The sequence below is a fragment of the Sulfitobacter brevis genome (genome assembly GCF_900112755.1).
GTDB lineage: Bacteria > Pseudomonadota > Alphaproteobacteria > Rhodobacterales > Rhodobacteraceae > Sulfitobacter > Sulfitobacter brevis.
Map to the genome: position 1 here is coordinate 43,378 of NZ_FOMW01000010.1, position 23,134 is coordinate 66,511.

The 23,134-nt window shown below is 58.2% G+C and carries 26 protein-coding genes and 1 tRNA gene; 16 read left to right on the forward strand and 11 right to left on the reverse strand.

Annotation, left to right across the window (positions count from 1 at the left end):
- Nucleotides 1–267 precede the first annotated feature (267 nt).
- Nucleotides 268–819: a hypothetical protein gene (locus tag BM174_RS20835; protein WP_143092460.1), complete on the reverse strand. Its 552-nt coding sequence runs from the start codon at nucleotides 817–819 to the stop codon at nucleotides 268–270.
- Between the two features lie 688 nt (nucleotides 820–1,507).
- On the opposite strand from BM174_RS20835, the gene BM174_RS14070 reads away from it, so the two are divergent.
- Nucleotides 1,508–2,476, forward strand: coding sequence for a hypothetical protein (locus BM174_RS14070; protein WP_093924493.1), 969 nt, complete (start codon nucleotides 1,508–1,510; stop codon nucleotides 2,474–2,476).
- A 457-nt stretch (nucleotides 2,477–2,933) separates the two neighbouring features.
- On the opposite strand, the gene BM174_RS14075 is transcribed toward BM174_RS14070, so the two are convergent.
- Together BM174_RS14075 and BM174_RS14080 are read right to left on the reverse strand one after the other, a co-directional pair.
- A tRNA-Ala gene (locus BM174_RS14075) sits at nucleotides 2,934–3,009 on the reverse strand.
- Between the two features lie 116 nt (nucleotides 3,010–3,125).
- Nucleotides 3,126–3,449 (reverse strand): TIGR02300 family protein, encoded by a 324-nt coding sequence (locus BM174_RS14080; protein ID WP_093924494.1) that lies wholly within the window; start codon nucleotides 3,447–3,449, stop codon nucleotides 3,126–3,128.
- A gap of 111 nt (nucleotides 3,450–3,560) precedes the next feature.
- Here BM174_RS14080 and BM174_RS14085 point away from each other — a divergent pair, with 111 nt between their 5' ends.
- Nucleotides 3,561–4,250, forward strand: coding sequence for a M48 family metallopeptidase (locus tag BM174_RS14085; protein WP_093924495.1), 690 nt, complete (start codon nucleotides 3,561–3,563; stop codon nucleotides 4,248–4,250).
- Between the two features lie 41 nt (nucleotides 4,251–4,291).
- Here BM174_RS14085 and BM174_RS14090 read toward each other — a convergent pair whose 3' ends face one another.
- Complete coding sequence (locus tag BM174_RS14090; RefSeq protein WP_093924496.1) at nucleotides 4,292–4,843, reverse strand: CHAP domain-containing protein; 552 nt, start codon at nucleotides 4,841–4,843, stop codon at nucleotides 4,292–4,294.
- Between the two features lie 210 nt (nucleotides 4,844–5,053).
- Here BM174_RS14090 and BM174_RS14095 point away from each other — a divergent pair, with 210 nt between their 5' ends.
- The gene (locus BM174_RS14095) at nucleotides 5,054–5,704 is read left to right on the forward strand and encodes a GntR family transcriptional regulator (RefSeq protein ID WP_093924497.1); all 651 of its coding nucleotides are present in this window, start codon (nucleotides 5,054–5,056) and stop codon (nucleotides 5,702–5,704) included.
- A 73-nt stretch (nucleotides 5,705–5,777) separates the two neighbouring features.
- Here the strand turns inward: BM174_RS14095 and BM174_RS14100 are convergent, their stop codons facing one another.
- The gene (locus BM174_RS14100; RefSeq protein WP_093924498.1) at nucleotides 5,778–6,740 is read right to left on the reverse strand and encodes an acetyl-CoA carboxylase carboxyltransferase subunit alpha; all 963 of its coding nucleotides are present in this window, start codon (nucleotides 6,738–6,740) and stop codon (nucleotides 5,778–5,780) included.
- A 314-nt stretch (nucleotides 6,741–7,054) separates the two neighbouring features.
- On the opposite strand from BM174_RS14100, the gene BM174_RS21105 reads away from it, so the two are divergent.
- Nucleotides 7,055–7,198 (forward strand): hypothetical protein, encoded by a 144-nt coding sequence (locus BM174_RS21105; RefSeq protein WP_177209493.1) that lies wholly within the window; start codon nucleotides 7,055–7,057, stop codon nucleotides 7,196–7,198.
- Between the two features lie 86 nt (nucleotides 7,199–7,284).
- On the opposite strand, the gene BM174_RS14105 is transcribed toward BM174_RS21105, so the two are convergent.
- Nucleotides 7,285–8,244 (reverse strand): L-malyl-CoA/beta-methylmalyl-CoA lyase, encoded by a 960-nt coding sequence (locus BM174_RS14105; protein WP_093924499.1) that lies wholly within the window; start codon nucleotides 8,242–8,244, stop codon nucleotides 7,285–7,287.
- Nucleotides 8,245–8,500: 256 nt separating this feature from the next.
- Here BM174_RS14105 and dgcN point away from each other — a divergent pair, with 256 nt between their 5' ends.
- The 3 genes from dgcN to BM174_RS14120 are packed head-to-tail and all read left to right on the forward strand — an operon-like array spanning nucleotide 8,501 to nucleotide 11,388.
- Nucleotides 8,501–9,502 carry an N-acetyltransferase DgcN gene (dgcN, locus tag BM174_RS14110; RefSeq protein WP_093924500.1) on the forward strand — a complete coding sequence of 334 codons (1,002 nt, stop codon included), beginning with the start codon at nucleotides 8,501–8,503 and terminating at the stop codon, nucleotides 9,500–9,502.
- Nucleotides 9,503–9,560: 58 nt separating this feature from the next.
- Complete coding sequence (gene dgcA, locus BM174_RS14115; RefSeq protein ID WP_093924501.1) at nucleotides 9,561–10,526, forward strand: N-acetyl-D-Glu racemase DgcA; 966 nt, start codon at nucleotides 9,561–9,563, stop codon at nucleotides 10,524–10,526.
- Between the two features lie 4 nt (nucleotides 10,527–10,530).
- Nucleotides 10,531–11,388, forward strand: coding sequence for a D-amino-acid transaminase (locus tag BM174_RS14120; RefSeq protein WP_093924502.1), 858 nt, complete (start codon nucleotides 10,531–10,533; stop codon nucleotides 11,386–11,388).
- A 66-nt stretch (nucleotides 11,389–11,454) separates the two neighbouring features.
- Here the strand turns inward: BM174_RS14120 and BM174_RS14125 are convergent, their stop codons facing one another.
- Together BM174_RS14125 and BM174_RS14130 are read right to left on the reverse strand one after the other, a co-directional pair.
- Entirely contained in the window at nucleotides 11,455–12,480 is a 1,026-nt protein-coding gene (locus BM174_RS14125; RefSeq protein WP_093924503.1) for a calcium-binding protein, read from the reverse strand.
- 140 nt (nucleotides 12,481–12,620) lie between these two features.
- Entirely contained in the window at nucleotides 12,621–12,935 is a 315-nt protein-coding gene (locus BM174_RS14130) for a DUF1244 domain-containing protein (RefSeq protein WP_093924504.1), read from the reverse strand.
- 165 nt (nucleotides 12,936–13,100) lie between these two features.
- Between BM174_RS14130 and pyk the strand changes: the two genes are divergently transcribed.
- Together pyk and BM174_RS14140 are read left to right on the forward strand one after the other, a co-directional pair.
- Nucleotides 13,101–14,546: a pyruvate kinase gene (pyk, locus tag BM174_RS14135; RefSeq protein ID WP_093924505.1), complete on the forward strand. Its 1,446-nt coding sequence runs from the start codon at nucleotides 13,101–13,103 to the stop codon at nucleotides 14,544–14,546.
- 30 nt (nucleotides 14,547–14,576) lie between these two features.
- Entirely contained in the window at nucleotides 14,577–14,801 is a 225-nt protein-coding gene (locus tag BM174_RS14140) for a hypothetical protein (protein ID WP_093924506.1), read from the forward strand.
- 3 nt (nucleotides 14,802–14,804) lie between these two features.
- Here BM174_RS14140 and BM174_RS14145 read toward each other — a convergent pair whose 3' ends face one another.
- On the reverse strand, nucleotides 14,805–15,176 hold the full coding sequence (locus tag BM174_RS14145; RefSeq protein ID WP_093924507.1) for a nuclear transport factor 2 family protein: 372 nt from the start codon (nucleotides 15,174–15,176) through the stop codon (nucleotides 14,805–14,807).
- A 183-nt stretch (nucleotides 15,177–15,359) separates the two neighbouring features.
- On the opposite strand from BM174_RS14145, the gene rpmI reads away from it, so the two are divergent.
- The 6 genes from rpmI (at nucleotide 15,360) to BM174_RS14175 (ending at nucleotide 20,614) form a co-directional block, all read left to right on the forward strand.
- The gene (gene rpmI / locus BM174_RS14150; protein ID WP_093924508.1) at nucleotides 15,360–15,560 is read left to right on the forward strand and encodes a 50S ribosomal protein L35; all 201 of its coding nucleotides are present in this window, start codon (nucleotides 15,360–15,362) and stop codon (nucleotides 15,558–15,560) included.
- A 15-nt stretch (nucleotides 15,561–15,575) separates the two neighbouring features.
- A complete protein-coding gene (gene rplT / locus BM174_RS14155; RefSeq protein WP_093924509.1) occupies nucleotides 15,576–15,941 on the forward strand; it encodes a 50S ribosomal protein L20 in 366 nt (121 codons plus the stop codon).
- Nucleotides 15,942–16,142: 201 nt separating this feature from the next.
- Nucleotides 16,143–17,216 (forward strand): phenylalanine--tRNA ligase subunit alpha, encoded by a 1,074-nt coding sequence (gene pheS, locus BM174_RS14160; protein WP_093924510.1) that lies wholly within the window; start codon nucleotides 16,143–16,145, stop codon nucleotides 17,214–17,216.
- On the forward strand, nucleotides 17,217–17,747 hold the full coding sequence (locus BM174_RS14165) for a hypothetical protein (RefSeq protein WP_093924511.1): 531 nt from the start codon (nucleotides 17,217–17,219) through the stop codon (nucleotides 17,745–17,747).
- Nucleotides 17,744–20,143, forward strand: a complete 2,400-nt coding sequence (gene pheT / locus BM174_RS14170) for a phenylalanine--tRNA ligase subunit beta (protein ID WP_093924512.1) — start codon at nucleotides 17,744–17,746, stop codon at nucleotides 20,141–20,143. Before BM174_RS14165 ends, pheT begins: the two co-directional genes overlap by 4 nt.
- Before the next feature lie 21 nt (nucleotides 20,144–20,164).
- Nucleotides 20,165–20,614 (forward strand): YtoQ family protein, encoded by a 450-nt coding sequence (locus tag BM174_RS14175; RefSeq protein WP_093924513.1) that lies wholly within the window; start codon nucleotides 20,165–20,167, stop codon nucleotides 20,612–20,614.
- A 21-nt stretch (nucleotides 20,615–20,635) separates the two neighbouring features.
- On the opposite strand, the gene BM174_RS14180 is transcribed toward BM174_RS14175, so the two are convergent.
- Nucleotides 20,636–21,334 (reverse strand): glutathione S-transferase family protein, encoded by a 699-nt coding sequence (locus tag BM174_RS14180; RefSeq protein WP_093924514.1) that lies wholly within the window; start codon nucleotides 21,332–21,334, stop codon nucleotides 20,636–20,638.
- 150 nt (nucleotides 21,335–21,484) lie between these two features.
- Here BM174_RS14180 and mscL point away from each other — a divergent pair, with 150 nt between their 5' ends.
- Nucleotides 21,485–21,916: a large conductance mechanosensitive channel protein MscL gene (mscL, locus tag BM174_RS14185; RefSeq protein ID WP_093924515.1), complete on the forward strand. Its 432-nt coding sequence runs from the start codon at nucleotides 21,485–21,487 to the stop codon at nucleotides 21,914–21,916.
- 74 nt (nucleotides 21,917–21,990) lie between these two features.
- Here mscL and ald read toward each other — a convergent pair whose 3' ends face one another.
- Nucleotides 21,991–23,109: an alanine dehydrogenase gene (ald, locus tag BM174_RS14190; RefSeq protein ID WP_093924516.1), complete on the reverse strand. Its 1,119-nt coding sequence runs from the start codon at nucleotides 23,107–23,109 to the stop codon at nucleotides 21,991–21,993.
- Between the last annotated feature and the right edge of the window lie 25 nt (nucleotides 23,110–23,134).

Below are 23,134 nucleotides of genomic sequence, written 5' to 3' on the forward strand. Positions count from 1 at the left end.
CTCTGATAGTATTGATTGATAGAAATTAAATTAAACTGAGCCAATCAGAAAATTATGTAAACAGTTTGGCCTGATTGTGGCATGCGAGGCTCCTTGAATCGACAACCATTATCTGCTTCGCCCTATGTCGAGCCAAGCGGGCTGAGGCCTTTGATAACGGCGCTATGTCTGGGCGATGGAGGGGGCAGCGGAGGTATTGGCGTGATAGCGCGAGGGCAGACAATCCTTAAGTGACCCGGTAGGGGAGATCCCTTCTTACAGTACCCTCTAAATCTGCTTCCATAAGGTCTTGATTGCTACCGTAGGGAACTGTCCGAACTGTTCTTTGAATGTGGCTTTCGTAACGTCTTGGAGTTCTACAATACGGTCCAGCTGTATTATGAAGCGGTCGTGTATTGGTAGGGCTGGCACTCCCTGCTCCACAAAATGCAGCATGATGCGCTCTGCCATCTCGCTGTCTTTGCGCTGCAATACCCAACCGGCTTCCGAATCAAGGGCTCCCGGCAGCATTGAATAGGCGTCGATCACCGTTTGCCGGAACTTCTCTGCGGTCATGCCATGCTTGGCACAGTGGAAGTCACTCGGCTCATTGTGTCGCATCGATTTAGCGTTCAGCAACGCAATAAACGTATTCTTTGTGTGGCCTCGCAGCGTTTTGTTTCCATGTACCCCGGTAACCAAGGCGTATGGGTCGTCAGGGTTGGTCAGCCCTCGCCCTGAAGAAAGTATGGCCGCGTGTAAGCCCGTGAAGTCTGCTTCAACTGTCGGTAGGCCATTTATGGTGGTGTACTTTCTTGGTGTTTGTTCTCGAGCTGCCACCAGCCGCCATAATATCTACCGCCGTGTCCGAAGGTGTTATTGTTGAAGACGCGATAAAGTCCGGTGGCCTGCCAATACGTCTATCTTCGAGGCTAACGTCTTTTATGGTGTAACCGGTAACGCTCAGCTGCAAGCTCCAGATCGGACATCGGGCCATCATCGTTGATCTGGTCTATCCGCATCGACAGCGTTTTTTTGAAAACTTGGTGGATCAAGGCTCTGAGTTCGTCCTGACGCAACTCCGACAGAACCATGCTGTACCGCTGGGGCAGCACCACATGATGTAAGGTGACGTGCCAGTTGGCCTGCGAATTTGTATACCGTGTTCCTGACGACGGGCGAATGAAAGCACGAATCGGGCTGCGTGGGGCTTTGGAAAGGGGCCAGCGAAAGTAGAAGGGGATGTGCCCCAAACGGAATAAGTACGCATCAAGATGCCGTTTTGAGCCTCATAGCGTGAACTCCACCACAATTTTAAGCTATTAAGAAGACGTAGAAAACTGTTGTGCGTTTATTCTTGTGTGACACCCTGGCGTTACACTTGGCATGGTTTGCAAGGACGCAGGTTGGGTATGTTGATCAGCTTGGCCACGGGCTGCCCTCCGAATTTAGAAGACTCCGGCGCGATTCGCTCCTACGCTAATTGAATTACCTGCGATTGTCCGTTTCTAATAGAAGGATTTTTATCATGGGCAAACCCAAGCTTAAAAAGTTCAAAGGTGACAACGACAATAATATCTTCGATATCGATATCCCGGACGTCAAAGTGGATGGCAAGAAGGGTTTCGACGCGGTGATACTACCCGGCGAGATCGGGGACTACACAATCGAGCAGAAAGGCAAGAAGTTCACTCTGACCGACGACGATGGTGGCATCTACAAGCTGAAGAAAATTGAAAGTGTGGTCTTCGACGGCGACACCGTCGGGACCGCCGACGACATGGTCTTCAACACAAGCCTTGGCACTGTCATGAGCCCGGACACCTCTATCGATCTTTCCGGTCAAACCACCGGTGGCAACCTCCTAGTTGGCTCCGGTATCCCCGCCAGTGATTTTGTCGTCGTCCGCAGCGAGGCCGACGGGCTGGAACTCGGACTTAGCATCATCTATCGGCAAGGTCCCTCGGTCGATCCGGTCTCGGTCGATCCCGACGGCACGGTGCACTTCCTAGTCAATGACGGTAGCCAGTCAACGGTGAACGGTTCCTCTGACGATAATGCAGGCCGGGCCGCTTGGAGTTTCCAATACTCCGCCATTACCGGTTTGAACGGCGAAACCACCGATCTTGGCGATTTCACATTTATGCTTAAGATCGACGTGGATGTGACGGAAGGTGTCGATTACCGCACCTTCACCATGGTCGACCCTGGCTTTGCCATTCCCAATGCCACCGGCATGTACTGGGTTGATGAAGACAATACCCCTGTCATCGGCGACGACGGTGGCAACACCAATGTCGCGCAAAATTCTGAGAACTTCGCTTTTGGCTTTATTAACAATTACATTGATGCCGATCCTGACACGCCCGGCATGCAATCCTATACGGGAGACGGCTTCCCTGAGGGCGAGTTCGATATCGTGCTGGAAGCCTACAATGCGGGGGGCGATCTAATTGCGTCGAACCACATCGTGGTGGATGTTTTCGATTTTATCTAGAACGCATCAAGGGGCGGTTTACGCCGCCCCTAACCCTGATTATCAGCCTTCGGCCTGTCCGAAGAATAAGGCGTGCTGACACCCTTGAGTCAGCACTCTTCGGGCAAGTCGCCGATCACCAGACCACTGCACTGCATGGCGCTGGGTCACCGGCAACGGCTCCTCTGCCAATATCGGTCTACTTTGTACGGCACTATTTTTGCGGCGAATTTTTGTGATGGGGTATCAATGGACGGTCTCGTTCTTGTTTCCCCCAAAGTACCCTAAGGGCACCGTGTTCCTAACGAGAGGTAAATGGAAGCCCGTTCTGGGCTATTTGGGGCTTTGGAAAAGGGCCAGCGGAAGGAGATGATGCTGTGCCGCGAACGGTATAGGTACGCATCAAGATGCATTTTTGTGCCTCACGCGTGCGGCACACCGTTACAATGCTTTTCTAAGATGCTGGGAAGAAAGAAAATGGTGGAGCATAGCGGGATCGAACCGCTGACCTCCTGCATGCCATGCAGGCGCTCTCCCAGCTGAGCTAATGCCCCATTCCAGATCAGTTGACCTGTTGTGGTGGCGCGTAGTTATGCGCAAGCGGGGGCGGGATCAAGCGGAAAAATCCATTCCGCTGTGATTGTTTGGAAAACGATCCCGCCCCTGTCGATCAATCGTCGTCGTTGGTTGTGACGTCTGCGATATCGTCCAACGGAACAGTATCATCGTCATCGTCGTCGTCGTCCAGAATGTCGTCGTCGAGATCCACATCGACATCGTCATCATCAAGGATCTCGTCATCCTCCACCTCGGCCTTTTTGGCCTTGGCTGTTACCGCGTCCTCGGCGTCAGCGGCAATCATCCGCGACTTGGAGCTGTCGAGCTCCAGCGTCTCGCCGGTATAAGGGCTAACGATCGGGTTCTTGTTGAGGTCGTAGAAGCGCTTGCCCGTAGTGGGGCACAGGCGCTTGGTTCCCCAGTCTTCATTGGGCATGAAACACCCCTTCTTGAAATTGCTGTTGCGTATAGATGATTCAGGGCAAGTGCCATATGAGGTAGGCACTGTCAAAGCTTTTAGCCACCCCAGCACTGCGTGAGCCCCCAGATGACCGACCCTGTCTTGCACGGAAATCCGCCAATACCGCTTTTGTTGCGGCGTTCTGCACGCGCTCGGCGCATCTCGTTGCGGATTTCCCAACTCGACGGGCGCGTGACTCTGACCATGCCAAGCAAGCTCGCCGAGGGCGAAGCGATGGCCTTTGCGCGCAGTAAAGAGGATTGGATTCGCCAGCATCTTGAGGCGCGCGGCGCGGATGTGGCAATGCATCTCGGTGCGGAATTCCCGTTGGGCGGGCAGATGCTTAGGATCGTGCAAGGCGCGGGCAGGCGGGTCATAATCGGAGAGGACAGCATCAGCGTGCCAGGCCCTGCGGACCGCGTGCCCGCGCGTCTAGGCGCCTATCTGCGCGAAGTCGCCCGCGACCGACTCGCCGGCGCCTGCGACGATTATGCGGCGCGTCTGGGTCGCTCCTACGCTCGGCTGACCCTGCGCGACACGCGGTCGCGATGGGGCTCCTGCACCAGTGATGGCGGGCTGATGTTTTCCTGGCGGTTGATCATGACGCCACCTGAAGTGCTGGATTATGTCGCCGCCCATGAGGTCGCGCATCTGGCCCAGATGAACCACTCCGCCGCGTTCTGGAACGAAGTGGAGCGCATCTACGGCGACTATAGACAGCCACGTCTTTGGCTAAAGAAAAACGGCAGCGACTTGCATCGCTACCGTTTTGACTGATTCTACTGGTGCTCTAAGGGCGTTGCCCCAAGCCGACCCGCTTACTGCGGATAGATAAACCCGTTGATCGGATATACGCTACCGAAAGTCTCGGGGCGGCTTTCCACCCGTACCGCAGACCAATCACCTTGTTTAGAAACATCGACTACCGCCATTTTGAGCGAAACCTTGTTGCGCTCCCAATTGGCGTGGTCGACGCGGATCTCGCGGTCGGAGACGACTTCGGAAACCACGGCGACATGGCCCATCGGCATGGACCCTGTTGCACTAAACGCCATCACAGCGCCCACCACAGGCTCGGTCCCGCGGTCATAGATGCCTTTGGCCTTGCCCCACCATGTTTCGGCATTGCCGCGGATTTCGACGCCACTCACGTTGCGGGCGAAAGGCACACACCAAACGCGCTGGCCCTTGGCTTGGAGCGTTCTGACCTCACGCAACGCCATCTGCTGGCGCGACGGATCAAGCTCGACCGATGACAGTGTCTGCAGTTCCATCTCCGGCACGGTGCGCGCACAGGCTGAGACCAGCAAAAGCGCGGCCAGAAGAAATGGTATGCGAAAAAAAGTGCCCGCGGCGTGTTTCACGCTCATATGTGCCTCAAAAGCTGTTGATATTTAGCGGCGCTGCCACGCCAAGTCCCGCAAAAGACATCGCCGATTCCCGCTTCAAAACAAAGCGCCTCATCGAGCCGTGGGCGAAATCTTGCCACTTGCATATAATTTCGGGAACCGCTGAAGGGGTGAAATGCCCTTGTTACATATGAACTTGACGCGCAGCCCGCTTGTGATCACAAACCCCACATGAACCTTTCGCCCCGCCCTAGCGACGCCACCATGCTGGCGCATGACCGCGTTTATCGCCGTCTGCGCACTCGAATCATGCATGGTGATCTGCCGCCCGGACACCCGCTTACCCTACGCGGCATCGGCACCGAATACGGCGTCTCGATGACACCTGCGCGCGAAGCGGTGCGCCGTCTGGCCGCCGAAGGGGCGCTGACAATGTCGACCTCGGGGCGCATTTCCACCCCCGCACTCAGCAACGACCGCATTGAGGAACTGGCGGCGCTACGGGCCTTGATCGAGGTGGAACTGGCCAGCCGCGCCCTGCCGCGCGCGCACCTCGCCCTGATCGAGCGGCTGCAATCCATCAATGCTTCGGTCGGGGAGGCGGTCGCACAGCGCGATGCTGTGGCCTATATCCGCACAAATCTGGAGTTCCACAGAACGCTCTACCTGCGGGCGCAAGCACCAGCGATGCTCGCAATGGCCGAAACAGTCTGGCTGCAAATGGGGCCGACCATGCGGGCGCTCTATGGACGTCTGCGCCGCACCGAAGCCCCGCAATTTCACCGCTTGATCATCGCAGCCCTGCGCGCCGGAGACGAACCCGGCCTGCGCCTCGCCGTCCGCTCGGATGTCACCCAAGGTCTACGCATGCTGGTCGGCTAGCCGCGTCCAGCACTTATTTTGACTATAATTTGGGGGTCTGGAGCAAAGCCCCCGATCTGACCTAGCGGAGCGATCAGGCCGCCAAACCTTTACCGCCGATATCAAGATACTTCTGGCGACGGTCCGCCACCAAAGCAGCAGCGTTCTTGCCATCAAGTTCTTTCAACATCGCCGCGATCGCCTCGCCTACCGACGCAATCGCCTGCGCCGCGTTGCGGTGCGCCCCGCCCTTGGGCTCCGGAATAATCCGGTCGGTCACACCTAGCTTGAACAGATCGTCCGCCGTCAGGCGCATTGCCTCGGCCGCTTCGCGCATTTTCTCACTGTCTTTCCACAGGATCGACGCGCAGCCCTCCGGTGTGATCACCGAATAGACAGCATGTTCCAGCATCGCGACACGGTTTGCTGTGGCAAAGGCCACCGCGCCGCCCGAGCCGCCTTCGCCAATAATCACACTGATCAGCGGCACCCCGATCTGGAGGCACTTTTCGGTGGAACGGGCAATCGCCTCGGACTGTCCGCGCTCTTCCGCCCCCTTGCCCGGGTAGGCGCCGGGAGTGTCGACCAGCGTTATCACCGGCAAATTGAATTTGCCCGCCAGTTCCATCAAACGCACGGCTTTGCGGTAGCCCTCGGGCCGCGCCATGCCAAAATTACGCTCAATACGCGATTTGGTGTCATTGCCCTTCTCATGGCCGATCACCATTACCGGCTGGTCGTTGAACCGCGCCAAGCCACCCATGACGGCCAAATCGTCGGCAAAGTTCCGGTCGCCCGCCAGCGGCGTATATTCCTGAAACAGTGCCTCGATGTAATCTTTGCAGTGCGGGCGCTCGGCGTGCCGGGCTACCTGACATTTGCGCCAAGGGGTCAGATTTTTATAAAGCTCGTCGAGCATGGAGGCCGCTTTGGCATCCAGCGCCTTGGCCTCCGTTGTCACATCCATCTCGTCATTGGCCCGCGCCATGGCGCGCAGCTCTTCTGCCTTGCCTTCAATTTCGGCCAAGGGTTTTTCAAATTCAAGGTACTGGGTCATGACATGCTCCGGCTGACGTGGGGCCTATATGGCGCTCATTTGCCTGCTTTGCAACGCATCCGACCACCCGCAGACAGCCTGCAAACCCCCTGTGCAGAGCGCAAGCGGATTAGCGCGCGGTGCAGGGCGATTTTCGCAATCACTTTTGTCGTTTTGTTTCTCAAGAGAAAACAGTGTCGAGAATGAGGCGTAATTGCGGCGCGAACCCTAGCGGAAACACATTGTTTCCACCGGAAAACTTGCGTTTCGCCCTTGGGTTGCGCCAGGAAGGGAAGAGAACAATGGCAATTTCGTGTCCAGAAGGGGCAACCAATATGGCGCTACTGAATTATACGATGGCTGGTGTCCTGGGCGCGATGGTCGCTCTGATCATCTTTGATGCACAGCTAAATGTCAGTCAGAAAACGCCTGCGATGCACCCCGTAGAGGCGACACCAAGCCCCGCTAAAACGGCCTGAATCTCTGCAGCTACTTTTTGACCTCAAATATCCCGGAGGTAAGGGGGGCATTGCCCCCCGCCTTTTGCAAACGCGCCAAATCCGACCTAGCTGCCGCTGATCATCTCTGATTGCCGCACAATCACCTCGGCCTGTTTAATGCTGGCGATATCAACCAACCGCCCTTTGTAAACGGTGGCGCCTTCGCCGCTCTCCTTGGCTGCGGCCATGGCTGCTAAAATCTCGCGGGCTTCGGCCACTGCTGCGTCCGAAGGGGTGAACACCTCGTTTGCCAAGCCAATCTGCTTGGGGTGGATCGCCCATTTACCGACCATGCCCAAAGTTGCCGAACGGCGTGCCTGCGCCCGGAAACCTTCGTCATCGGAGAAGTCGCCAAAGGGGCCATCGACTGGTAGCACTCCGTGGGTGCGACACGCCGCGACAATCGCCGCCTGCGCCCAGTGCCAAGGGTCAGACCAATGCTTTTGGCCATCGCGGTACATATAGTAATCTTCCTGCGTGCCGCCGATGCCGGTGGTCTGCATCCCCATTGATGCTGCGAAATCTGCTGCACCAAGGCTCATCGCCTGCAAGCGCGGGCTGGAGGCCGCAATCTCTTCGACATGAGCAATACCCGCCGCCGATTCGATGATGACTTCAAAACTGATCTTTTTGGTCCGGCCTTTGGCGGCTTCGACTGCTGTGACGAGCGCATCGACCGCATAAACATCTGCTGCGCAGCCGACCTTGGGGATCATGATCTGATCAAGCCGATCGCCTGCCTGCTCCAGCAAATCAACAACATCCCGATACCACCAAGGCGTATCAAGCCCGTTAATCCGCACTGATAGGGTCTTGGTGCCCCAATCTACATCCGAGATTGCCGCGATGACATTGGCGCGCGCTGTGTCTTTGTCGCTGGGGGCCACGCTATCTTCGAGGTCCAGATTAACGACATCCGCCGCACTCGCCGCCATCTTTTCAAAAAGCGCTGGCCGCGATCCAGGTCCGAACAGTTGGCAGCGGTTGGGGCGGGCAATGGGCGTGGGTTGAATGCGAAAGCTCATAACGTCTCCGGGTAATAAAGTTGCGATTTACGTTTGCTGCGGGATATTAAGTTACGCGGCCTTTCGCAAGGTTATTCTGCATTGCAGCGGAACGCCGAGGCTTGGGTTCAAGCACGCCCGCGCAAGATTTTTGCGCTGAACGAGCCCCCTGCATACTTTCTTCGCGCAGAAAGCCGTTCGAGTGTTGGATTTGCAATGCGCATGCAGCATGCTGCGCCTAAACTGACCCAAAGCCCCCCTATCCGGAGATATCCCCATGATCGAAACCCCGTATCTGTTGTTCTTGGGCGATGCCCCAGACCCGCTTGCCGCGAAAGTCGCACAAGGCATCAAGGATTGGCGTCCGGAAAATGCAGTGGGCCAGTTCCGGATGGCGGGCTGTAAGGCCGACCTCGGTCTCAAAGATCTGACACTTGCCGAGGGGAAAGAGGCCGGAGCACGCACTTTGGTAATCGGCGTTGCCAACCGTGGCGGGGTAATTTCGCAGGCTTGGAAAGATGTGCTCATCGAAGCGCTGCAGATGGGGTTCGATCTTGCTTCGGGTCTGCATAATCTTCTGGCGAACGAAGGCGACCTCGTTGCGGCCTCGCAGGTTAGTGGCAGCACCCTGCATGACGTGCGGGTGCCAAACGTTCAGTACCCGATTGCCGATGGCACCAAACGGGCGGGCAAGCGCGTGCTGGCCGTGGGGACAGATTGCTCCGTCGGCAAGATGTACACTGCACTGGCGCTGGACGAGGCGATGCGCGCACGGGGCATGAACAGCACCTTCCGCGCCACTGGCCAGACCGGTATTCTGATCACCGGATCGGGCGTGCCGCTGGATGCGGTGGTGGCCGATTTCATGGCCGGAGCTGTTGAGTATTTGACGCCTGCCAACGATCCCGATCACTGGGACATCATCGAGGGGCAGGGCAGCCTGTTTCACGTGAGCTATTCTGGTGTGACCTTGGCATTGATCCACGGAGGCCAGCCGGATGCATTGATCCTGTGCCACGAGCCGACCCGCGAACATATGCGCGGTCTGCCTGGCTATAAACTTCCAACACTGGAAGCAGTGCGGGATATGGCGCTGACGCTGGCGCAGGTCGCGAACCCCGCGTGCAAGGTTGTCGGTATCTCGATCAACACGCAGCATTTGTCGGAGGCGGATGCCAAAAGCTATCTGGCCGAGGTGGAAGCGCGTTTGGGTCTGCCAGCAGTTGATCCGTACCGCGAGGGTGCCGCGCGGTTGGCCGAAGCACTTGCAGAATTGTAAGCGCAGTGGTTTTTGCGCAGGTGGATTTGAGTTTTCTTAGCCAAATGAAGGATGAGCGATGCGCTTGGAAGTAAGTCGGGATGTGTTCAAGCTGGCGCAGGTTTTTACGATCTCGCGCGGGTCGCGGACCGAGGCGCAGGTTTTGACGGTGCGGATTGACGACGGGGCGCATCAGGGCTGGGGCGAATGTGTGCCCTATGCCCGCTATGGCGAAACCTTGGAAAGTGTGACGGCGCAGATCGAGGCTTTGGCCGGTGATCCGTCGCGGGAGGCGCTTTACGATCTTTTGCCTGCGGGGGCCGCGCGTAATGCCGTTGATTGTGCGCTGTGGGACCTGGCGGCAAAGCAGCAGGGCAAGCGGGTGTGGGAGTTGGCCGGATTGGCAGCGCCAAAGCCGATGGTGACCGCCTATACCCTGTCGCTAGACACACCCGAGGCAATGCAGACGCAGGCGGCAAAGAACGCGTTTCGGCCCTTGTTGAAGATTAAATTGGGCACCCCCGATGACATGCCGCGGCTTGAGGCGGTACGGGCGGGGGCGCCCAATGCGACAATCATCGTGGATGCCAACGAGGGTTGGTCTGCTGAAGTTTATGCCGATCTCGCGCCGCATCTGGTGCGGCTCGGGGTGACGTTGGTTGAGCAGCCTTTGCCAGCGGGTGAGGATGATGCCCTGCTCGGCATGGCGCGGCCTGTGCCTGTCTGTGCCGACGAATCCTGCCATGATCGCGACAGTTTGGCCAAATTGAAGGGCAAGTATGACGTCATTAACATCAAGCTGGATAAGACCGGTGGTCTGACCGAGGCGCTGGCCTTACGCGATGCGGCGCGGGCCGAGGGGTTTGGCGTGATGGTCGGCTGTATGGTCGGGTCGTCACTGGCGATGGCGCCGGCAGTTCTGGTGGCGCAGGGGGCCGAGGTCGTCGATCTGGATGGCCCGTTGTTGCTGGCCGAGGACCGTGAAAATCCTTTGACATTTGACGGTGCGGGGGTGCATCCACCTGCCAAGGAATTGTGGGGTTGATGCGATGCGCACTGTTTATGTGAACGGGGACTATCTGCCGGAAACCGAAGCCAAGGTCTCGATCTTTGACCGCGGGTTTTTGATGGCCGACGGCGTCTATGAAGTGACCAGCGTGCTGGATGGCAAGCTGATTGATTTCGACGGCCATGCGGTACGGTTGCAGCGTTCGCTTGAGGCGCTGGAAATGCGTAACCCGATCAGCAAGGACGATCTGCTGGAGGTGCATCGCGAGTTGGTGCGCGCTAATGAAATTACCGAAGGGCTGATCTATTTACAGATTACCCGCGGCTCGGACGGCGATCGCGACTTTGCCTATCCGGCGCCCGAAACTGAGCCGACCATCGTGCTCTTTACCCAGAACAAGCCCGGATTGGCCGATAATCCTGTTGCCAAAAAGGGCATCAAAATCATCTCGATCGAGGATATCCGCTGGGGCCGTCGCGACATTAAGACTGTACAGCTTTTGTATCCGTCGATGGGCAAGATGATGGCCAAAAAAGCGGGCTGTGATGATGCGTGGATGGTTGAGGAGGGCTTCGTGACCGAAGGTACTTCGAACAACGCCTATATCGTTAAAGACAACAAGATCATCACCCGCGCGCTGTCGAACGACATCCTGCATGGCATTACCCGCGCCGCTGTTTTGCGGTTCGCGAATGAGGCGCAGATGGTCGTTGAGGAGCGCAACTTCACGATCGATGAGGCGCAGCAAGCTGATGAAGCATTTACGACGTCGGCCAGTGCATTTGTAATGCCCGTGGTCGAGATTGATGGCGTGGCTTTGGGCGATGGCACACCGGGTCGTGTCGCACCGCGGTTGCGCGAGATATACCTCGACGAGATGCGCAAAGCGGCTGTCTGAGTTTAGAAAATCCTGCACCAGCTCGAACAACGGGCTGGTGCAGCGTTGTTTGCACCCGTTGCTTCGCTAGTTCCTGAAGCCGGTCGTTAAGACGGCGAATTCTATGTCGGGGACATCTGCTGCTGTAAGACCAGCGAGCGTGGCGACAACCTCTGACCCGATGGTGATTTGCACAGTTTCGGTTTTGGCGTCAAAGACCACCGCCACATCGCCAATGGATTCGTCGTCATATTCGACCAACAGGGTGTCTTCGGCAGTGTCGAAATCGCGGATATCGACTGCGTTTTGCAGGCCGATATAGCTGCGTTGGATGTGAAACAGATCCTCGCCCGCACCGCCGATCACTATATCCCCGTCATCGATCTGCAAGGTGTCATTGCCTGCACCGCCAAAGACGTCATCCGACCCGATCAAATTTCTTTGAAATACGGGATTGTGTCCATCAATAGCGCGGATCAGATCGTCGCCCGCTCCGCCATCGAGCACGTCTCGTCCTTCGCCTTCGATCAGCGTGTCATTGCCCGCGCCTCCCAAGACCGTATCGTCCCCCTGTGACGCATAGCCGTAAAGCTGGCTGGTATCGTCGCCATCGCCCATGTCAACGTAATCGTTGCCATAATTGCCGCTGATCGTATCGTCGCCATCGCCACCAAAAACCTGGTCGTCACCTTCTTGACCGCGCACCAGATCGTTTCCTGCGCCGCCATAAAGTTTGTCCTGGCCATCGTTGCCAAGGAGATTGTCGTTGCCGCTCCCGCCTTCAAGCAGATCGTCGCCTGCGCCGCCGTGAACTTCGTCATCGCCGCCGCCAGTGCTGACCTGATCATTTCCGTCGCCGCCAAAGACCAGATCGATGGCGGTGTCACTGCCGGTAACAAGGTCATCGCCCCCGCCACTGCGGATGGTGCCGCCGGCTTCCCGCGCCGTTATGGTATCTGCGCCGGTGGTCCCCCTGAATTCGGCGATGTCATCCGCAACCTGAACCGGCTCATCCGGCAAGGCGTTGGGGGTTTCACTGTCATCATCATCGGAAATGTAGTCGACAATCAAAACGAGACCCAGAAGGGCGGGGAGCAGCGCAAAGGCCAACATAAATCACCAGTTTTTGGACAAAAATCTTCAAAAACGTTAACCGAAGAAAGCCTGATCGCCAAACCTTTAGCGGCAACAATTACGCGCTACTGTTTCCAAAATCGCACCAATGCGCCCTTGCCGCCGCGATTGCGGACGGCTCAGCCTTTGTCTTCGACGTTTTCCTTGAACGCGGTTTTGAACGCTTCTTTCTGTGCGTCCCCCGCGTCGGTCTGATGCTGGGCCTTCCACGCGTCCATTGTCATTCCGTAGAAAAGCTCGCGGGCTTCGTCCTTGTCCATTTCAATGCCACGTTCGTTGGCGGCTTCTTGATACCAGCGGCTCAGGCAGTTGCGGCAAAATCCGGCGAGGTTCATCATATCGATGTTCTGCACATCGGTGCGGTGTTGCATCAAATGCTGTTGCAGGCGGCGAAAGGCAGCGGCTTGCAATTCAATTACTGTCTGGTTGTCCATCGGGACCTCCTTGGGGGATTGATCGGGCGGTGAGGGCAGGTCACACTTGAGAAACCGTAAATATGTTCTACTGCAGGAGTGGAGCCGGTAGCAAACATGTGTTACCGCTAACACCAACCGCAAAGTAACGGCACAGCGCCAATCCGCCAAACGAGGACGCACCATATGAGACGCAGTCGCAACGTAAAGATCGTGGCAACCCTTGGGCCTTCTTCCGAAACGCTTGAGATGATCGAGGCGTTGCATCGCGCGGGGGCGGATGTGTTCCGGCTGAATATGAGCCACGGCAGCCATGCCGAGATTGCCCAGAAACATGCGATTATCCGCGAAGTCGAAAAGCGCACTGGCTCGACCATCGGCATTCTGGCTGACTTGCAGGGGCCGAAATTGCGGGTTGGGGTGTTTTCGGGCGATAGCGAGTTGCTGTCCGAAGGCGCTGACTTCCGGCTCGATCTTGATCCGGCAGAGGGCAATTCCGCTCGGGTCTGTCTGCCGCACCCCGAGATTTTTGCAGCCCTTGAGGTTGGGGCGAGCTTGCTGGTCAATGACGGCAAGATCAGGCTTAAAGTCAAGGAATGTGGTTCCGATTTCGCCAATTGTGAGGTAATCACTGGCGGCACTATCTCCAACCGCAAGGGCGTGAACGTACCGGATGTCGAGCTGCCTTTGGCCGCGCTGTCGGAAAAGGACCGCGCCGATCTGGAGTTTGCCTGTGAGCTGGGTGTCGATTGGCTGGCCCTGTCTTTCGTCCAGCGCCCCGCAGATGTGTTGGAAGCGCGTGATCTGGTCCGCGGGCGTGCGGCGATCATGTCCAAAATTGAAAAACCAAATGCCGTTGAGCGGTTCGAGGAGATCCTCGCTGTGAGTGATGGCATCATGGTCGCGCGTGGCGATCTGGGGGTGGAACTGCCGGTGCAGAATGTGCCGCCGATCCAGAAGCGTCTGGTGCGCCGCTGCCGTGCCGCTGCCAAGCCGGTGATCGTCGCGACACAGATGCTCGAATCGATGATCGAAAGCCCGATGCCGACCCGCGCTGAGGTCAGCGATGTGGCCACAGCGATCTATGAAGGGGCTGATGCAGTGATGCTCAGCGCCGAGTCCGCTGCGGGCGATTACCCGATCGAGGCCGTGACCACGATGGACAAGGTCGCCACCGAGGTCGAGCTGGACCCGACCTATACGGAAATTATTGAATCCTCCCGTAAGGCCGACCGTGAAACCGTGGCCGATGGCATCGTCGCCGCCGCGCGAGAAATTGCGGAAACCACCGACATCAAGGCGATCTGTTGTTTCACCCAAAGTGGCACAACCGCCCTTTTAACCGCGCGGGAGCGGCCTCGTGTGCCGATCATTGCGCTGACCCCGCTGGTGGGCACCGCGCGGCGTCTCGCGCTGAGCTGGGGCTGCAACTGCGTGATCACCGATCCACATGATCGCTTCAAGCTCGCCGTGGTCAGCGCCGTGCTCGCCGCCCGCTCCGAAGGCTTCGCAAGCGAGGACGATCATATTGTTGTCACCGCAGGCGTGCCCTTCAATGTGCCGGGCAGTACCAATATTTTGCGGGTTGCCCCCTGCGACGAACGTTTGATTTACGCTTCTGATCCAGAGTAGGCTGCACTTGCACCTACGAAGGAGGGCCCTATGGACCCTGATCTGGCATTGGTACTCGGGGTCGTGATCGCGGCTTTCTCGATCCCGTCCATCATGTCCGCCCTGTCGGACAAACGCGCGCCACGGGCGTCGGCCCTGACAGTTTTGATCGCTGGCGGGCTGATCCTATACGCTGCGCAGTCCAAGCCGGGCGGCATTCAACTTGATGAGGTGCCTGACGTGTTTGTCAGTGTGGTCGCACGGTATATGCCTTGAGGGTCAGTCCTTGGGCGAGTCCTGGCTAAAGATATTGAGCCACCCCGTCGCGGTCTGCTCCCAGATCGAGCTGACGTACATGGTCTCGGTGCCGGTCTCGTCGGGGCGCCGGAAATCGGCACGGTAGCTGATCAACGCATGATCCGTGCCGAGGCGGCGCACCTGAACGCTTTCAAATTCATACCACGCGACCGAGGGGCCATCAGCCAACTGGCTGGTGTGATCTTGCTTGGTGGCAAAACCATCTGAATGCACGCCAAGAAAATCCGAGGCCAGCAGGGCATGATCGGCTTTTGTATTGGCCTCAACCAGCGCATTCCAAACGGCGCGCTCAAGGGCGGTGATGGTTTCTTTGGTATCGTTGGTGTCATTCATGGTGTAGATCCTTGGCAAAGGCAGTGTCACATTAGCGCTTAACCAGACAGATAGCACGGCACCGCGTATTTCACCCCCTTGTCAAACCACCATAACACCCATATACGGCGCATCTTAACCGCGCGTCCGGCCAATGTGGCATGCCGAGTCGCGCGTAAACCGAACCAAAAGTAGGAGACGGAAATGCCCAAGATGAAGACGAAATCGAGCGCCAAAAAGCGCTTCAAGATCTCGGCGACCGGCAAAGTCATCGGCAGCCAGGCTGGCAAACAGCACGGCATGATCAAGCGGAGCAACAAATTCATCCGTAACGCACGCGGCACGACAACACTGTCAGCGCCCGATGCAAAGATCATCAAGGGCTTTATGCCCTACGACCGCTGATAGAGGAGAGCTGATATGTCCCGAGTAAAAGGTGGTACAGTCACCCACGCCCGCCACAAGAAGATCATCAAAGCCGCAAAAGGCTATTATGGTCGTCGTTCCAATGTATTCAAGGTCGCCACTCAGGCGGTCGACAAGGCCAACCAGTACGCCACGCGCGACCGGAAGAACCGCAAGCGGAATTTCCGCGCTCTGTGGATCCAGCGGATCAACGCGGCTGTGCGTAGCCACGATGCCGAGCTGACATACAGCCGTTTCATCAATGGTCTGTCGCTGGCTGGCATCGAAGTGGACCGTAAGGTTCTGGCCGATCTCGCCGTACACGAGCCCGATGCTTTCGGTGCGATCGTGAAGCAGGCACAGGACGCGCTGGCCGCGTAAACCGCGCCACGACGTTTGACATTCGATCAAGCCGCTCCGGTCTCGGGGCGGCTTTTTCTTTGGGCGGGGCGGATCGCAGGCACGGCCCCCCGTGCAGGGCGCAAACGACCCCCCGCGCAGGGCGCAAACGACCCCCTGTGCCCTTGTATTTAACAAGTTTTCTGGTAGCACCGCAGCGACACCAGCAAGGACGACGTGACTATGGATGATCTCAAGCAAAAATACCTCAGCCAGATTGCCGATGCGCGTGACGAATCCGCGCTGGAGGACATCCGCCTCGCTGCTGTTGGCAAAAAGGGTGAGGTGGCGCTGAAAATGCGTGAGTTGGGCAAGATGAGCCCCGAGGAACGGCAGACTGCTGGCCCCGCGCTCAATGCCCTCAAGGACGAAATCAACTCGGCGTTGGGCGCGAAAAAGGCCGCCCTTGGCGATGCCGCACTCGACGAGCGTCTGCGTACCGAATGGCTCGACGTGACCCTGCCCAATCGCAGCCGCCGCCAAGGCACCATTCATCCGGTAAGCCAGGTCACCGAAGAGCTGACCGCGATCTTTGCCGAAATGGGTTTTTCGGTTGCCGAAGGCCCGCGCATCGACACCGATTGGTATAACTTCGACGCGCTTAACATCCCCGGCCACCACCCCGCCCGCGCCGAGATGGACACCTTCTATATGGCCCGCGCCGAGGGCGACGAGCGCCCGCCGCATGTGCTGCGCACCCATACGTCACCAGTGCAGATCCGCACGATGGAGGCCGAAGGCGCGCCGCTGCGCATCATCTGCCCCGGCGGTGTGTACCGCGCCGACTACGACCAGACGCACACGCCGATGTTCCATCAGGTCGAAGGGCTGGCGATCGACAAGGATATCTCCATGGCGAACCTCAAGTGGACGCTTGAGGAATTCTTCGCCGCGTTCTTCGAGATCGACGGAATCAAAACCCGTTTCCGCGCGTCGCACTTTCCCTTCACCGAGCCTTCGGCTGAGGTCGATATCCAGTGTTCATGGGTCGACGGCCAGCTGCGCATCGGCGAGGGCGACGGCTGGATGGAAGTGCTCGGCTCCGGCATGGTGCACCCCAAGGTGTTGCAGGCAGGCGGCGTGGACCCCGACAAATGGCAGGGCTTCGCCTTTGGCATGGGCATCGACCGCATCGCGATGTTGAAATACGGCATCCCTGATTTGCGGGCGTTCTTTGATTCAGACCTGCGTTGGTTGCGGCACTACGGGTTCGCGAGCTTGGATCAGCCGAATTTGCATGGTGGGTTGAGTAGGTAGATGTGGTGGACACTTGCTGCTGCGTCAATCGCATCCGCGACGGCGCTGCTCGTTGCTTTTGTGGCCTATCCGTATCAAAAAAAGAAAGATCGGAATTTAAAGGAGCACAGTGAAAAGCTAGCCGCTTATCAGCGGTTCGTGACATCCATTACCGCTCACCACTCTTTACTCGCCAGCAGCCTCTATGAAGGAGAGGACGCCGGTATTTTGGATGCATACCCGAAAGTAGTAGCGTCAAGTTACGAGGTCATCTTCTACGGACCGCCATATGTTATTTCTGCATGCCAACAATACCTTAAATCGTTGTTGGAATATCAGAACTTCGTATTGGGCAAACTTGGTTCCAAGAAACACGCATCGGCAAGTGTAGGCCACCCAGAAGGTCGCGACGCTTTCAAACCCTCTCAAAAGGCAAGACGTGCAGCCATTCTGTCTATACGCAAAGATATTACTAATGAGACTGAACAGGCGGCTCAAGAAGCGATAAACGCCTTTTTCACAATGACTCCAGTGGAGGAGAAACCACAATGAAATTCACTCTCTCCTGGCTCAAGGACCATCTCGACACCACGGCGTCGATTGATGAAATCACCTATGCCCTCACCGACCTCGGTCTCGAAGTCGAAGGCGTCGAGAACCCCGGCGCCAAGCTGGCGGATTTTACCCTCGGCTATGTCAAATCGGCGGAAAAGCACCCCGACGCCGACCGTCTGCGCGTCTGCCAAGTGGACACCGACGAAGGCGTGCAGCAGATCATCTGTGGCGCACCAAATGCCCGCGAAGGCATCACCGTCGTGGTCGCCAAGCCGGGCGTTTACGTGCCGGGGATCGACACCACCATTGGCGTCGGAACTATCCGTGGCATCGAAAGCTTCGGCATGATGGCCTCTGAGCGCGAGTTGGAGCTTTCCGAAGAGCACGACGGCATCATCGAACTGCCCTCGGGCGAGGTTGGCGAGCGCTTCATCGACTGGCTGGCCAAGAACGACCCTGCCAAGGTCGATCCGGTGATCGAGATCGCCATCACCCCCAACCGCCCCGATGCGCTTGGCGTGCGCGGCATTGCCCGCGATCTGGCGGCACGCGGTTTGGGCAAGCTGAAAAACCGCGATACGGCAGCGGTGGAGGGGGCCTTTGCCTCTCCGATCAAGGTCACCATCGACGACGACACACTTGAGCAGTGTCCGGTGTTTTATGGCCGTCTGATCCGAGGCGTGAAAAACGCCCCGTCGCCGGTGTGGTTGCAGGATGTGCTGCGCGCCATCGGGCTGCGTCCGATCTCCTTCCTCGTCGATGTAACCAACTTCTTCACCTATGACCGCAACCGCCCGCTGCATGTGTTCGACGCGGATAAAATCGCGGGTGATACCTTGCGCGTGCACCGCGCCAAGGGTGGCGAGGAAATGATGGGTCTCGACGACAAGAGCTATACGTTTCAGGCCGACATGACCGTAATCTCTGACGCGAATGGCGTGCAGAGTATTGGCGGCGTGATGGGCGGGCTGGAGACTGGCGTGACCGAAGAGACCACCAACGTCTTCATCGAGGCGGCTTATTTCGACACGATCCGCACCGCCTATACCGGCCGCGCGCTCAAGATCAACTCCGACGCGCGTTACCGTTTCGAGCGCGGGATTGACCCTGAGTGGACGCCTTACGGCATCGAGCACGCGACGCGGATGATCCTTGATCACGCGGGCGGCGAGGCTTCCGAGGTGGTGATCGCGGGCAAGGTGCCGGATACGTCGCGGGCCTATAAACTTGACGTCGCGCGGGTGCAGTCGCTGGTCGGCATGACCATCCCCGAGAATGAACAACGCCAGACGCTGACCGCGCTCGGCTTCCGGCTGGAGGGCAATATGGCCCATGTGCCCAGCTGGCGCCCCGATGTTCAGGGCGAGGCCGATCTGGTCGAAGAAGTCGCACGGATTGCGTCCCTCACCAAGCTTGAGGGGCGTCCTTTGCCGCGTCTGTCGGCAGGCGTGCCGCGCCCCGTGCTGTCGCAAATGCAGCGCCGTGAGGTAAATGCACGGCGGACCTGTGCCGCACTCGGCTATAACGAATGCGTTAGCTATAGCTTCATTGATCAAGCCTCGGCAGCGCTGTTCGGGGGGGGCACCGATGCGACGCGGCTGGAAAACCCGATCAGCAGCGACATGAGCCATATGCGGCCCGCCTTGTTGCCCGGTCTGTTGCAGGCAGCGGCCCGCAATCAGGCACGCGGCATCGCCGATATGGCGCTGTTTGAGGTCGGCCCCGCGTTCCACGGCGGTGAGCCGGGGGAGCAGGTGGCGATGGTCAGCGGTTTGCTGGTTGGTCGCACAGGGCCCAAGGATGTGCACGGTGCTGCGCGGGCTGTCGATGTCTATGACGTTAAGGCCGACGCCGAGGCGGTGCTTGCCGCGATGGGTGCGCCTGCCAAGGTGCAGATCCTGCGCGGCGGCGATGCGTGGTGGCATCCGGGCCGTCACGGGCTGATTTGCTTGGGCCCGAAGAAGGTCTTGGGCGTCTTTGGCGAAATTCACCCCAAGGTGCTGGCCGCGATGGATGTCAAAGGTCCGGCAATGGGCTTTACCCTGTGGCCTGCCGAGGTGCCATTGCCGCGCAGCAAGGGCGCAACCCGTCCGGCGCTGAACGTCAGTGATTTACAGGCGGTAGAGCGTGACTTTGCCTTTGTCGTAGATGAAGCTGTCGAGGCGCTGACGCTGGTGAATGCCGCGATGGGGGCCGACAAGGCACTGATCGAAGACGTCCGCGTGTTTGATGAATTTATCGGCGGCAGCCTTGGCGAGGGCAAGAAATCCCTCGCGATCACGGTGCGGATGCAACCTGTCGACAAGACGCTCAAGGATGCCGATATCGAAGCCGTAGGTGCCAAGGTTGTCGAGAAAGTCACCAAGGCGACAGGCGGCGTACTGCGCGGCTGAAACGAAGGCGAAAGGACCGTTATGACCCTCAAGGTATATCTCTCCGGCGAAATCCACACCGATTGGCGCGAACAGATCACGCAAGGCGCGACTGGGCTGGATGTGGTGTTTAGCGGCCCTGTCACCGACCACGCCGCCAGCGATGATTGCGGCGTGGCGATCCTCGGGGCCGAGGACAACAAGTTCTGGCATGACCGCAAAGGCGCGCAGATCAACGCAATCCGTACCCGCAAGGGTATTGCGGAAGCCGATGTGGTCGTGGTGCGCTTTGGCGAGCAGTACAAGCAGTGGAACGCGGCCTTTGACGCGGGCTATGCGGCTGCTCTGGGCAAGTCGTTGATCATTCTGCACGGGGCTGAGCATGCCCATGCTTTGAAAGAGGTGGATGCCGCCGCTCTCGCCGTGGCGACGGAGCCGCGTCAGGTCGTAGAAATCCTGCGCTATGTGCTGTCAGGCAGCCTGCCTGCGTAATGCGGGCTGCCTGTTTGGCGATCAGTCGCGCGACGGTGTGACCAGACCCTTTTGCACTGCTGGGCGCGCCTCGAACCGCTGCACGTAGTCCACCAGATTATTGTGGTCGTCCCAGCCGACTGCTTCTTTCGCGCCATAAAAGTCGAGCCCGCGCAGCCATGGCACGATGGCGATATCGGCGATGGAATAATCGCCCGCGACCCAATCCTTGCCCGCCAGTTCAAGGTTCAGCACCGCCAGCAGGCGCTTGGCTTCGTCGATGTAGCGTTGCTGGGGGCGTTTGTCCTCCCACTGCGATCCAGCGAATTTATAGAAGAAACCAAGCTGCCCCAGCATCGGGCCAAGGCCCCCCATCTGGAACATAAGCCACTGGATCACATGCGCTTTTTCGGTGGCGTTGGTCCCCATCAGCTTGCCTGACTTCTCCGCCAGATAGATCAGGATCGCACCAGATTCGAACAACCCGATGGGCGCGCCGTCCGGCCCGTCGGGGTCAATGATCGCGGGGATTTTGTTGTTGGGATTCAGCGACAGAAACTCGGGGCTTTTCACATCGGCGTCTGACAGGGTGACGCGGTGCGCCTCATAAGGTAGCCCCATTTCCTCCAGCGCGATCGAGGCCTTGACCCCATTCGGGGTAGGAAAGGAATAAAGCTGGATCACGTCCGAATTTTGCGGCGGCCATTTCTTGGTAATCGGAAAGGCGGAAAGGTCTGTCATCTGCGGGCTCCTGTGTTTCAACCCATTATATATAGGATTTCTTCCCTACGGAGACAGTGGCCGATTTGTGCAATCTTGTGCTAATGCCTGTGCAGGCGCGAACCGAGCGGGCCAAATACAACCAGAATAATCGGAACGAGGGACAACCAAATGCTTCAAGAATTTAAGGACTTCATCGCCAAGGGCAATGTCATGGACCTGGCGGTCGGTATCATCATCGGTGCGGCGTTTACCGCCATCGTCAACAGCCTTGTTAGCGACCTGATCAACCCGATCATCGGTCTGGTATTGGGCGGCGTTGATTTTACCAGCATGTATGTCGTGTTGTCGGGCGACGTGCCTTCAGGCGCGGGGCTTGATGCTGCCCGTGAGAGCGGTGCCGCGATCTTTGCTTATGGCGCTTTCATCACCGCCTGTATCAACTTCCTGATCATCGCCTTTGTGGTGTTCATGCTGGTGAAGTTCGTAAATCGGATCAAATCGGCAGCGGAGCGGCCCGATGACGTGGCGCCGGAGGTCCACACCGGACCAAGCCAGCTCGACGTGTTGCTGCAAATCCGCGATCAACTCGCGAAGAGCTGACCTAATCGGCGCTCAATCAAAAGGCCCGCTGGGATCCGCGGGCCTTTTGTCGTTTTACCATTTAGCTTGCGGCTTCAGCCCGCTATCGCCTCGTCTGCGGTAATGCTTTCCATGCCCAGCGCTTCGCCCACGGCGGCATAGGTCAGCTTGCCCGCATGGACGTTCAGACCCGCCTTCAGGTGCGCATCATCCGCGCAGGCCTGACGCCAGCCCTTGTTTGCCAGCGCCAGCATGAACGGCATGGTGGCATTGCCCAGCGCAATGGTTGAGGTGCGCGCAACCGCGCCCGGCATGTTGGCCACGCAGTAATGCATGATGCCGTCGACCTCATAAATCGGGTCTTGGTGGGTGGTGGCCTTGGAGGTCTCGAAACAACCGCCTTGGTCAATCGCCACGTCTACCAGCACCGCACCGGGCTTCAATTCGCTCAACTGTGCGCGGCTGATCAGCTTGGGCGCTGCTGCACCGGGGATCAGCACCGCGCCGATGATCATATCGGCCTCGCGGGCCAGCTCGATGGTATTGGCAGCCGAGGCATAGGAGGTTTTGAAGGTGCCGCCATAAACGTCATCAAGATAGCGCATGCGGGGCAGGGAGCGGTCGAGCACGGTTACATCCGCGCCCATACCGGCCGCGATCCGCGCCGCGTGGGTGCCGACAACACCGCCGCCGATGACCATAACTTTCGCAGGGCCAACACCGGGCACGCCGCCCATCAGCACACCACGCCCGCCATTGGCTTTTTGCAGCGTCCATGCGCCGACTTGCGGTGCCAGACGACCCGCAACTTCGGACATCGGGGCCAGCAGGGGCAACCCGCCCATACGGTCGGTCACGGTTTCATAGGCGATGGCAGTACAGCCCGACGCCAGCAGGTCTTTGGTCTGCTCTGGGTCGGGGGCAAGGTGCAGATAAGTAAACAGCAACTGGCCTTCGCGCAGCATCTTGCGCTCGCCTGCCTGTGGCTCTTTCACTTTGACGATCATATCGGCACTGGCGAAAATCTCTGCGGCGGTGTCGATGATGGTGGCACCTGCCGCCTCATAGTCGGCGTCAGCAAATCCTGCGCCAATACCCGCGCCGGCCTGCACGATCACACCGTGGCCCGCCTGCACTGCTTCCATCGCAGCGCTCGGTGTCATACCAACGCGAAATTCCTGTGGTTTAATCTCTGTCGGGCAACCGATTTTCATAGTGACAACTCCCTGTTTTATTGTT

Coding starts and splice junctions, on each gene's coding strand:
- BM174_RS14070 (WP_093924493.1), top strand. CDS start 1,508: ATGGGCAAACCCAAGCTTAAAAAGTTCAAAGGTGACAACGACAATAAT.
- BM174_RS14080 (WP_093924494.1), bottom strand. CDS start 3,449: ATGCCCAATGAAGACTGGGGAACCAAGCGCCTGTGCCCCACTACGGGC.
- BM174_RS14085 (WP_093924495.1), top strand. CDS start 3,561: ATGACCGACCCTGTCTTGCACGGAAATCCGCCAATACCGCTTTTGTTG.
- BM174_RS14090 (WP_093924496.1), bottom strand. CDS start 4,843: ATGAGCGTGAAACACGCCGCGGGCACTTTTTTTCGCATACCATTTCTT.
- BM174_RS14095 (WP_093924497.1), top strand. CDS start 5,054: ATGAACCTTTCGCCCCGCCCTAGCGACGCCACCATGCTGGCGCATGAC.
- BM174_RS14100 (WP_093924498.1), bottom strand. CDS start 6,740: ATGACCCAGTACCTTGAATTTGAAAAACCCTTGGCCGAAATTGAAGGC.
- BM174_RS21105 (WP_177209493.1), top strand. CDS start 7,055: ATGGCGCTACTGAATTATACGATGGCTGGTGTCCTGGGCGCGATGGTC.
- BM174_RS14105 (WP_093924499.1), bottom strand. CDS start 8,244: ATGAGCTTTCGCATTCAACCCACGCCCATTGCCCGCCCCAACCGCTGC.
- dgcN (WP_093924500.1), top strand. CDS start 8,501: ATGATCGAAACCCCGTATCTGTTGTTCTTGGGCGATGCCCCAGACCCG.
- dgcA (WP_093924501.1), top strand. CDS start 9,561: ATGCGCTTGGAAGTAAGTCGGGATGTGTTCAAGCTGGCGCAGGTTTTT.
- BM174_RS14120 (WP_093924502.1), top strand. CDS start 10,531: ATGCGCACTGTTTATGTGAACGGGGACTATCTGCCGGAAACCGAAGCC.
- BM174_RS14125 (WP_093924503.1), bottom strand. CDS start 12,480: ATGTTGGCCTTTGCGCTGCTCCCCGCCCTTCTGGGTCTCGTTTTGATT.
- BM174_RS14130 (WP_093924504.1), bottom strand. CDS start 12,935: ATGGACAACCAGACAGTAATTGAATTGCAAGCCGCTGCCTTTCGCCGC.
- pyk (WP_093924505.1), top strand. CDS start 13,101: ATGAGACGCAGTCGCAACGTAAAGATCGTGGCAACCCTTGGGCCTTCT.
- BM174_RS14140 (WP_093924506.1), top strand. CDS start 14,577: ATGGACCCTGATCTGGCATTGGTACTCGGGGTCGTGATCGCGGCTTTC.
- BM174_RS14145 (WP_093924507.1), bottom strand. CDS start 15,176: ATGAATGACACCAACGATACCAAAGAAACCATCACCGCCCTTGAGCGC.
- rpmI (WP_093924508.1), top strand. CDS start 15,360: ATGCCCAAGATGAAGACGAAATCGAGCGCCAAAAAGCGCTTCAAGATC.
- rplT (WP_093924509.1), top strand. CDS start 15,576: ATGTCCCGAGTAAAAGGTGGTACAGTCACCCACGCCCGCCACAAGAAG.
- pheS (WP_093924510.1), top strand. CDS start 16,143: ATGGATGATCTCAAGCAAAAATACCTCAGCCAGATTGCCGATGCGCGT.
- BM174_RS14165 (WP_093924511.1), top strand. CDS start 17,217: ATGTGGTGGACACTTGCTGCTGCGTCAATCGCATCCGCGACGGCGCTG.
- pheT (WP_093924512.1), top strand. CDS start 17,744: ATGAAATTCACTCTCTCCTGGCTCAAGGACCATCTCGACACCACGGCG.
- BM174_RS14175 (WP_093924513.1), top strand. CDS start 20,165: ATGACCCTCAAGGTATATCTCTCCGGCGAAATCCACACCGATTGGCGC.
- BM174_RS14180 (WP_093924514.1), bottom strand. CDS start 21,334: ATGACAGACCTTTCCGCCTTTCCGATTACCAAGAAATGGCCGCCGCAA.
- mscL (WP_093924515.1), top strand. CDS start 21,485: ATGCTTCAAGAATTTAAGGACTTCATCGCCAAGGGCAATGTCATGGAC.
- ald (WP_093924516.1), bottom strand. CDS start 23,109: ATGAAAATCGGTTGCCCGACAGAGATTAAACCACAGGAATTTCGCGTT.